The following is a 7,994-nucleotide window of genomic DNA, read 5'->3' on the forward strand; positions in this document are numbered from 1 at the left end:
GCTGAACAGGCCCAGGGTAAGGGTGATGGAACGGGTAAAGGGCGCGAGCATCGCGGCGAACTCCTTGTCGTCTTTGAGGCCGCCCCGGAAAGGGCGGGTATGGCTCAAAGACGAAAGGAGACGGGGAACTTTAGGCTTTAACGAGAATGATTATTATCTTTCGTTTATAAACCTCTCGGTTACTTGATCACCACCTCGGTGCTGTCGGCCTTTTTCGGTTTGATCAGGCTGAAGTCGATCAAGGCTTTCTGCTTGGTCTCGTACGGGTTACCGATCAGCAGGGGGCGCGGCTTGAAGCTGTCACTGACCAGGCTTTTGCTGCGGTCCAGTTCATCGAAACTCAAACCGGCCAGGTCCGCCCAGGTGTGGATCAGCTGCGAGCTGCTGTAAGGCCGCTGCAGGTCGCCGGCGAAGCTCCAGTCGTGGCTTTCGCGCCACTTGGGTGAGGCGTAGGCCATAAAGGGAATGGTGTACATCGGCGCGGTCGGCTTGCCTTCGTTGCGGCCCAGGGTGTCATGGCCGACAGAGTCGAACACGTCTTCGCCGTGGTCCGACAGGTACAGCAAAAAGCCGTTGGGGTCGGTCTTGGCGTAGTCCTTGATCAGGCTCGAGACCACGAAGTCGTTGTACAGCACCGCGTTGTCATAGCTGTTGTACGTCGGCAACTGGGCGTCGCTGACACCCGGCGGCACGCCCTGGCGGTCGGTGAACTTGTCGAACGTCGGCGGATACCGGTACTGGTAGCTCATGTGCGTGCCCAACAGGTGCACCACGATGAACTTGCGCTCGGCGGTATCGGCCAGGGCCTTGGAAAACGGCGCGAGTACATCGCCGTCGTATTGGCGGGCGTTCTGGTTGCGGTTGTTGTTCAGGTACACCTGCTCGTCGGCCTGTTCGGAAAAGGTCGTGAGCATGGTGTTGCGCTTGGTCATGGTCTGCTGGTTGGTGATCCAGAACGTCTTGTAGCCGGCCTGTTTCATCACGCTGACGATCGACGGCGTCTTGAGGTACAGGTCCGGGTTTTCTTCGTCGGCGAAGGTCAGTACCTGTTGCAACGCTTCGATGGTGTAGGGGCGCGGGGTGATGACATTGTCGAATACCGCCAGTTGGTCGCGCAGCTTGTCCAGTTCCGGCGTGGTATTGCGCGGGTAGCCATAGAGGCTCATGCGCTGGCGGTTGGTGGACTCGCCGATCACCAGTACCAGCGTGGACGGCTGGCCGGCCATGCTGTCCTTGAGGTTTTTCAAGGGTGGAATCTGGCTGGCGCTGGTCAGCATGCCTTGCATGTTGTCCAGTTGTTCGGTGTAGCGGCGGTAGGCGACGATCATCTGCCAGGGCACAGCCGGTTCGATCCGGGTTTCAAAGCGGTCGATGGCCTGTTCCATGGTGTCGCTGGTGGCGATCTGCTTGACCAGCGGGTAGCCGACAATCGCCAATACGATGGCGATTGCCGCCACGATCGACTGGCCGCGCGGCAAGTACACCGGGCGCAAGCGTGTCCACAGGAACACCGCGAACGCGGTGTGGGCAATGAACGCCAGCACGATCCACCAGGCAAAATACTGGGTGGCGTATTCGCCCGCTTCAGAAATGTTCGACTCGAACATGATGAAGATCACGCTCTGGGAAAATTCCTGCTGGTAAATAAAGAAGTAACCCAGGCTGGCCATGGAGCAGGCCCACAGCACCACGCCGATCACGGCGGCCAGTACCCGCGTTTGCCGGGGGAACAGCAGCATCGGCGCCAGCCACAGTGCACTCATGAAGAATGCCTGGCGGAAACCACTGAAGCCGGACGTACCGGTCAGTTGGATAAGCAGTTGGGTAATACCCGAGAAATACCAGAAAAACAGGAATAACCAGCCAAGGCCGGCCCAATCAAAACCTTTCGCAGTCGTCGTGCTGCGTTTGAACATCGCCATCCAGCGCCCCATCAGAAAATGATCGTCGCGCACACGCGCGCAACATCGGGCCGCTCAGAACATGAGCGGCATCGCGGGCGGGAGTATCGGGACAGGCGTGTGAAAACTTTGTGAGTTTTCTGTAGGTATTGCCTTACAAACTAACCAAAGGCGTTCAGCAGAGTGCGGGCTTGGCGCCGGACGGCAGCTCCAGCTGGGCCTGGAGGTGGGAACGCAGGCGCAGGACTTCCTGTTGCAACTGATCGCGCTCGTCCTTCAACTGACGCAACTCATCGCGGCGGATGCTGACGTAGAGGGTCTGTGGCGGTCGGGTCATCTGTGCTGTGCTCATTGCTTGCCTCGCAAATAGCCGGGTAGATCGCGCCGCCGAAACAGGTGAGCGGCAGCAGTCGTGGCAAGTTTGAATTCTTTTTCACATCAAGGGAACTTTTTTATTTTTGGTGGTCGTGTGACTTTTGCCGCTGTGATGGTGAAATGCTGGCAACTTTTTTAGCATGAAACTACGCGGATCCGCTCTGGACTAACCCTCATTAGCCTCATTGCGCTATAAACTATGTCACACATTTTTTAGCAGTTAGGAGCATCAGCACATGCAACTGGGGATTATCGGACTAGGCCGCATGGGCGGTAACATTGCGCGGCGCCTGATGCTCAATGGGCATACCACCGTTGTATATGACCGTAACGAAGCCTTTGTCAAAGGCCTGAGCGAGGAGGGCGCCACCGGCGTCGCCGACTTGAAAGCCCTGGTGGCCGGCCTGCAAAAGCCTCGCGCTGTGTGGGTAATGTTACCGGCGGGCGCTCCCACCGAAGACACCATCAATGAACTGAGCGGGCTGCTGGAAAGCGGTGACGTGATTATTGATGGCGGCAACACCAATTACAAAGACGACGTACGTCGCGGCAAGGCCCTGGCGGAAAAGGGTCTGCACTACGTCGACGTCGGCACCTCCGGCGGCGTGTGGGGGCTGGAACGCGGCTACTGCATGATGATCGGTGGCGACGTCGAAACCGTGCAGCGCCTTGATCCGATCTTCAAGAGCCTGGCGCCTGGCATTGGCAGCATCCCACGCACCAAGGACCGTTCGGCCTCCGCCGACCCGCGTGCCGAGCACGGCTATATCCATGCCGGCCCGGCGGGCTCCGGCCACTTCGTCAAGATGATCCACAACGGCATCGAATACGGCATGATGCAGGCGTTTGCCGAAGGTTTTGACATTCTCAAGACCAAGAACTCGGACAACCTGCCCGAAGACCAACGCTTCGACCTGAACGTGGCCGACATTGCCGAAGTCTGGCGTCGTGGCAGCGTAGTGTCGTCGTGGCTGCTGGACCTGACCGCCGACGCCCTGGCGACCGATCCGAAGCTGGACGGCTATTCCGGTTCCGTGGCTGACAGCGGCGAAGGCCGTTGGACCATCGAAGCGGCCATGGAGCAGGCGGTGCCGGTACCGGTGCTGTCGACGTCGCTGTTCGCCCGTTTCCGTTCGCGCCAGCAGAGCACCTACGGTGACAAAATGCTCTCGGCCATGCGCTTCGGCTTTGGCGGCCACGTGGAGACTTCCAAAAAATGACCGCCAACGGCAAGAAACCCAAGGCCGAACCCGCTCCACCCACTACCTTGTTTCTGTTTGGCGCCCATGGCGACCTGGTCAAGCGCCTGCTGATGCCGGCGCTGTACAACCTGAGTCGCGACGGGCTGCTGGGCGATGGCCTGCGCATTGTGGGTGTTGATCACAACGCCATCAGCGACGCTGACTTCGCCAAGAAACTCGAGGACTTCATTCGCACCGAAGCCGCCGGCAAGGTCCGAGGCAATGCCGACAATGGGCTGGACCCACAGTTGTGGGCCCAGTTGGCCAAAGGCATCAGCTACGTCGAGGGTGACTTCCTCGACGACAGCACCTACGCCGATATCGCGCAGAAAATTGCCGACAGCGGCAGCGCCAATGCGGTGTTCTACCTCGCGACAGCACCGCGCTTCTTCAGTGAAGTGGTGCAGCGCCTGGGCAGTGCCGGGTTGCTCGATGAGACGCAGGAGGGGTTTCGCCGCGTGGTCATCGAGAAACCGTTCGGTTCCGACCTGGCCAGCGCCGAAGCGTTGAATGCGTGCCTGCTCAAGGTGATGAGCGAGAAGCAGATCTATCGCATCGACCATTACCTGGGCAAGGAAACGGTGCAGAACATCCTGATCAGCCGTTTCTCCAACGTGCTGTTCGAGGCGTTCTGGAACAACCATTACATCGACCACGTGCAAATCACCGCCGCAGAAACCGTCGGCGTCGAAACCCGGGGTAATTTCTTCGAAAAAACCGGCACGCTGCGGGACATGGTGCCCAACCACCTGTTCCAGTTGCTGGCCATGGTCGCGATGGAGCCTCCGGCAGCCTTCGGTGCCGACGCAGTGCGCGGTGAGAAGGCCAAGGTGGTCGGTGCCATCCGGCCCTGGTCCCTGGAAGATGCGCGGGCCAACTCCGTGCGCGGCCAGTACACCGCCGGTGAAATCGCCGGCAAGCAACTGCCGGGCTATCGCGAAGAAGCCAATGTCGCGCCTGACAGCAGCACCGAGACCTTCGTTGCGCTCAAGGTGATGATCGATAACTGGCGCTGGGTCGGCGTGCCGTTCTACCTGCGAACCGGCAAGCGCATGAGCATTCGCGACACCGAGATCGTGATCTGCTTCAAGCAGGCGCCTTACGCGCAGTTTCGCGACACCGACGTCGATGAGCTCAAGCCCACCTACCTCAAGATCCAGATCCAGCCGAACGAAGGCATGTGGTTCGACCTGCTGGCCAAAAAGCCCGGGCCGACCCTGGAAATGGCCAATATCGAGCTGGGGTTCGACTACAAGGACTTCTTCGAGATGCAGCCGTCGACGGGCTATGAAACCCTGATCTACGACTGCATGACCGGCGACCAGACCCTGTTCCAGCGCGCCGACAATATCGAGAACGGCTGGCGCGCCGTGCAGCCGTTCCTGGATGCCTGGAAAGAAGACGATGGCATCCAGACCTACAAGGCCGGCGAAGATGGCCCGGCGGCGTCGGATGCATTGCTGGCCCGCGATGGCCGTGCCTGGCATAGCCTCGGATGAGTGATGCAGCGATTCATCCCATCCGTTTTATCCTCAGTGATGTGGACGGCACCTTGCTGCATCCGGATCACAGCCTCAGCCCGCGCACAGCCGATGCGATTCGCGCGTTGCGTGATGCCGGGGTGTTTTTCAGCCTGGCCAGCGGGCGCCCGCCCAAGGCCATGATGCACCTGATCGAGACCTTCGGTATCGACGTGCCGGTGGCGGGTTTCAACGGCGGTACGTTGATCAACCCCGATGGCAGCATCCTGGTGGCCCACCATCTGCCGGCGGAAGCGGCGTTAGTGACCCTGGCACTGTTCTCGGCCGAACCGGATGTGGAAGTCTGGGTGTTCGCCGATGGCGATTGGCTGCGCCGTGACTCGCCCGGGCCGATGGAGCAGCGCGAAGCCGACGGACTGGGGTACGGGCCGGTGGTGGTGGAGAGTTTCGAGCCCTACCTGGACCGGGTCGACAAGGTCGTCGCCGCGAGCAATAACACTCAGTTGCTGGTGGAGCTGGAAGCGCAGTTGCAGCCGAAGGTAAAGGGCCTGGCTCAGGTCTCACGTTCGCAGCCGGTTTATCTGGATGTGACGGCGATGCTGGCGAATAAAGGCGAGGCCTTGAAGACCCTGGCGGCGCACCTCGAGGTGCCGCTTGCGCAAACGGCAGCCATTGGCGACGGCGGCAACGATCCGGCGATGTTTCAGGTGGCCGGTTTATCGATTGCCATGGGCCAGGCGGAAGAAGCCGTCAAGCGTCAGGCCAGCGTGGTCACCGGCAGCAATGTCGAGGACGGTGCTGCCGAAGCGTTCGAGCGATTTATACTCAACGCGCGATAAGTAAGTGCAACTTCCGATCACTGTAATGCAGTGATCGGAAGTTCCCGCCTCACTTACTTGGGCATTGCCCATTGCTGCAACTGGTAGCCACTTTTGTCGAGCTCGGCACGGGCCTGCAACAACAAGTCTTCCAATTGCGCCGGGTCAGTGTAAGTGGTCGATGACAGCTGTTGGCTGCCGATACGGGTATTGGTGCGGTCGATGACGCTCAGGCTGAGGGCGCCATGACCGTCGTGCCAGGCCACGCACTGGAAGGGCTGGAAGGCACGGTCTGCAATCAAAAGAGCTTCGTTGATGCGCAGCGGAGCGTTCATGTGTGTCGTCTCTCTCTGTGCCCATTCAAGTGAATACCGGCGGTTGGGCTGACCGTGCGGTGGGTTACTTGTACTGATGCACGATGGTGGGGGGCGGGTCACATGCCAGGACAAGAAATTTTAACTTTCCCTGACTGAAGTCATCTAAGCGGCTGTTTTAAAAGCGGAACTAACGTTTGGCCGGTGGGCAACTTTTTACAGGGTGATGGCTTTTTGCTCGCACTTATAGCGAAAGGGTACAAGCACGGCGTCAATATTTTGATATGTTGCTGTCTTGTCGCTACAAGCTATTGTTTCTATTAATAAAAACTGACGCCAAGGAATAGTCATGGTTGTGACTTCTGCGCAACGCCGCTTGTTGGTCGTCGACCCCTGCGAGGATTGTCACGGGTTGCTGCCCGGCTTGCGCACGGTCGGATGGGAAGTCGACAGCTGTACCCTCGAAGATGTCGGTGAGCGGTCCTGCGATGTCGGCCTGTTGCGGTTGCAGCCTTGTCATCTGGAACGGCCCGAGGCGGTCAAGGAGCTGATTGGTCGTAGCGGCACCGAATGGATCGCGGTACTCAGCCAGGACGTGCTACGCCTGCAGAACGTCGGGGATTTCGTCTGCGAATGGTTTTTTGACTTCCACACCTTGCCGTTCGATGTGTCGCGGGTGCAGGTCACCCTCGGGCGCGCCTTTGGCATGGCGCGCCTGCGCGGCAAGGGCCACACCCCGGTGGGTGGGCCCGAGCATGAGTTGCTGGGCGATAGCCGGCCCATTCGCGAACTGCGCAAATTGCTGTCGAAGCTGGCGCCCACTGAATCGCCGGTACTGATACGGGGAGACAGCGGCACCGGCAAGGAACTGGTGGCCAAGATGCTGCACCGGCAGTCCCAACGACATGCCAAGCCGTTCGTGGCGATCAACTGCGGAGCGATTCCTGAACATCTGATCCAGTCGGAACTCTTCGGCCATGAAAAGGGCGCCTTCACCGGTGCGCATCAGCGCAAGGTCGGACGCATCGAGGCCGCCCACGGTGGCACGCTGTTCCTTGATGAAATCGGCGATCTGCCCATGGAGCTGCAAGCCAACCTGTTGCGGTTTCTCCAGGAGAAACAGATCGAGCGCGTGGGCGGCAGCCAGCCCATCCCGGTGGATGTGCGGGTGCTGGCTGCGACCCACGTTGACCTTGAGGCCGCCGTCGAGAAGGGCGCCTTTCGCGAGGACCTGTATTACCGGCTGAACGTGCTGCAAGTCGTCACCGCGCCCCTGCGCGAACGCCATGGCGACGTGGCGATGCTGGCCAATCACTTTTCGCGTTTCTATAGCCAGGAAACCGGCCGCCGCCCGCGCAGCTTCAGCGAAGAGGCCTTGGTGGCGATGGGCCGACACCCGTGGCCGGGCAATGTGCGTGAACTGGCCAACCGTGTGCGCCGTGGCTTGGTCCTGGCTGAAGGGCGCCAGATCGAGGCGGTTGACCTGGGATTACAAGGCCCGCAGGCCGTGTCGCCGCCGATGGCGACACTGGAAGATTACAAGCACCGCGCCGAACGCCAGGCATTGTGCGACGTACTTCACCGGCACAGCGACAACCTGAGTATCGCGGCCCGGGTGCTGGGCGTTTCCCGGCCGACGTTTTACCGGTTGCTGCACAAACACCAGATCCGCTAGGTTTTTTCAAAGGGTGCATGCAAATCAAAATGTGGGAGGGGGCATAGGCCACACACCGCCGTAGCCGGTAACCACGATGCGAAGCGAGCCGCTCTTGCTTTTGATCTTGATCTCAGGCGCCCCGTTAAACCACGCTGGCCGAACGCAGGCTTGAATCCGTGGGTAACCCGGCAGGACGCCGGGTTAGCC

7 protein-coding genes are annotated in these 7,994 nt (G+C 60.0%); 4 read left to right on the top strand and 3 right to left on the bottom strand.

Annotated elements, in window-relative coordinates; translation table 11 throughout:
• Nucleotides 1-179: 179 nt before the first annotated feature.
• Nucleotides 180-1,922 (bottom strand): phosphoethanolamine transferase CptA, encoded by a 1,743-nt coding sequence (locus BFP96_RS11985; RefSeq protein WP_065936261.1) that lies wholly within the window; start codon nt 1,920-1,922, stop codon nt 180-182.
• Between the two features lie 154 nt (nt 1,923-2,076).
• Nucleotides 2,077-2,253 carry a DUF6026 family protein gene (locus BFP96_RS30865; RefSeq protein WP_163003427.1) on the bottom strand — a complete coding sequence of 59 codons (177 nt, stop codon included), beginning with the start codon at nt 2,251-2,253 and terminating at the stop codon, nt 2,077-2,079.
• A 259-nt stretch (nt 2,254-2,512) separates the two neighbouring features.
• On the opposite strand from BFP96_RS30865, the gene gnd reads away from it, so the two are divergent.
• Genes gnd through BFP96_RS12000 form a run of 3 tightly spaced genes read left to right on the top strand, consistent with a single transcriptional unit; the run spans nt 2,513 to nt 5,837 of the window.
• On the top strand, nt 2,513-3,496 hold the full coding sequence (gene gnd, locus BFP96_RS11990; RefSeq protein WP_065936262.1) for a phosphogluconate dehydrogenase (NAD(+)-dependent, decarboxylating): 984 nt from the start codon (nt 2,513-2,515) through the stop codon (nt 3,494-3,496).
• Nucleotides 3,493-5,016, top strand: a complete 1,524-nt coding sequence (gene zwf / locus BFP96_RS11995) for a glucose-6-phosphate dehydrogenase (RefSeq protein WP_065887394.1) — start codon at nt 3,493-3,495, stop codon at nt 5,014-5,016. Before gnd ends, zwf begins: the two co-directional genes overlap by 4 nt.
• A complete protein-coding gene (locus BFP96_RS12000; RefSeq protein WP_065936263.1) occupies nt 5,013-5,837 on the top strand; it encodes a Cof-type HAD-IIB family hydrolase in 825 nt (274 codons plus the stop codon). The genes zwf and BFP96_RS12000 overlap by 4 nt, the downstream gene beginning before the upstream one ends.
• Before the next feature lie 53 nt (nt 5,838-5,890).
• On the opposite strand, the gene BFP96_RS12005 is transcribed toward BFP96_RS12000, so the two are convergent.
• The gene (locus tag BFP96_RS12005; protein WP_065887392.1) at nt 5,891-6,151 is read right to left on the bottom strand and encodes a hypothetical protein; all 261 of its coding nucleotides are present in this window, start codon (nt 6,149-6,151) and stop codon (nt 5,891-5,893) included.
• Between the two features lie 328 nt (nt 6,152-6,479).
• Here BFP96_RS12005 and BFP96_RS12010 point away from each other — a divergent pair, with 328 nt between their 5' ends.
• Nucleotides 6,480-7,805 (top strand): sigma-54 dependent transcriptional regulator, encoded by a 1,326-nt coding sequence (locus tag BFP96_RS12010; protein WP_065893031.1) that lies wholly within the window; start codon nt 6,480-6,482, stop codon nt 7,803-7,805.
• Nucleotides 7,806-7,994: the final 189 nt, after the last annotated feature.

It is taken from the genome of Pseudomonas sp. 34 E 7 (assembly GCF_900005715.1).
GTDB classification, from domain to species: domain Bacteria; phylum Pseudomonadota; class Gammaproteobacteria; order Pseudomonadales; family Pseudomonadaceae; genus Aquipseudomonas; species Aquipseudomonas orientalis_A.